This is a genomic window from Afipia clevelandensis ATCC 49720, from assembly GCF_000336555.1.
In the GTDB taxonomy this organism is placed as follows: Bacteria; Pseudomonadota; Alphaproteobacteria; order Rhizobiales; family Xanthobacteraceae; genus Afipia; species Afipia clevelandensis.
Map to the genome: position 1 here is coordinate 4,398,901 of NZ_KB375281.1, position 648 is coordinate 4,399,548.

Annotated in this window: 1 pseudogene; it reads left to right on the forward strand. The window is 66.4% G+C overall.

What is annotated here, in order from left to right:
- Positions 1–24: 24 nt before the first annotated feature.
- Positions 25–648 (forward strand): annotated as a pseudogene (locus HMPREF9696_RS21000) (hypothetical protein); the annotation flags it as partial.

The following is a 648-nucleotide window of genomic DNA, read 5'->3' on the forward strand; positions in this document are numbered from 1 at the left end:
GGTGCCGGTGGCGCGGGCGGGGTTGTGACTGTGCAAGGCACGAGCGGCAGCCCGGCCTACAATATCAATACGTCGGGCAACTACGCAGCGGGCATCCTTGCGCAAAGTGTCGGTGGCGGTGGCGGCAACGGCGGATTCGCCGTCAGTGCTTCCGGGCCGACGGATTTTTCCGCCGCAGTCGCCCTCGGCGGCTCAGGTGGCAGCGGCGGCGCCGGATCGGTTGTCACGGTCACAACCGCGGCGTCAATATCCACGCATGGCATCCAGTCAAATGGCATTTCCGCGCAAAGCATTGGCGGCGGCGGTGGCAACGGAGGCTTTGCCGTTGCAGCGAGTCTCTCCGGTGTCAGTGTTTCAGTCGGATTGGGCGGCAGAGGCGGCAGCGGCGGCGCGGCGAACAACGTAACCGTGAGCAACACCGGAACGATCACAACATCGGCAAGGGATTCCAACGGCATTATTGCCCAGAGCATCGGCGGCGGCGGAGGCGACGGCGGCTTCTCGGTTGCGGGTAGCGGCGGCCTTACCGCGGCGGCCGTTGGCCTTGGCGGGAGTGGCGGCGGCGGCGGGACAGCCGGCATTGTGTCGGTGACGAGCAACGGAGCGATCACGACATTCGGTTCGCAATCGCGCGGCATCGTTGCGCAA